At 44.3% G+C, this 262-nt stretch carries 1 pseudogene; it reads left to right on the top strand.

Annotation, left to right across the window (positions count from 1 at the left end):
• Positions 1–262, top strand: a pseudogene (locus LPKJCM_RS03090) (DDE-type integrase/transposase/recombinase); the annotation flags it as partial.

Raw genomic sequence — 262 nt, 5'->3', positions numbered from 1 at the left:
GGCAGTCCCAATCTTGAATTTGCCATGAAACCATTGAATTCCCTAATTGAGTTAATACCAAACCAACCATACAAGCAGTTCCTGCACACTGACCAAGGTTGGCAGTACCGACATCGAACATGGCAGAAGAAGCTCAGAAGCGCTCACATCACACCAAGCATGTCTCGACGAGCAACCTGCTTAGATAACGCTTGTATGGAAAGCTTCTTTAACAAGTTAAAAGTTGAGTTAGGCGACTTATCCAATTACAATTCCGCTGAGG

It is taken from the genome of Lentilactobacillus parakefiri, assembly GCF_002157585.1.
In the GTDB taxonomy this organism is placed as follows: domain Bacteria; phylum Bacillota; class Bacilli; order Lactobacillales; family Lactobacillaceae; genus Lentilactobacillus; species Lentilactobacillus parakefiri.
This window is presented reverse-complemented; position numbering and strand designations above follow the sequence as displayed.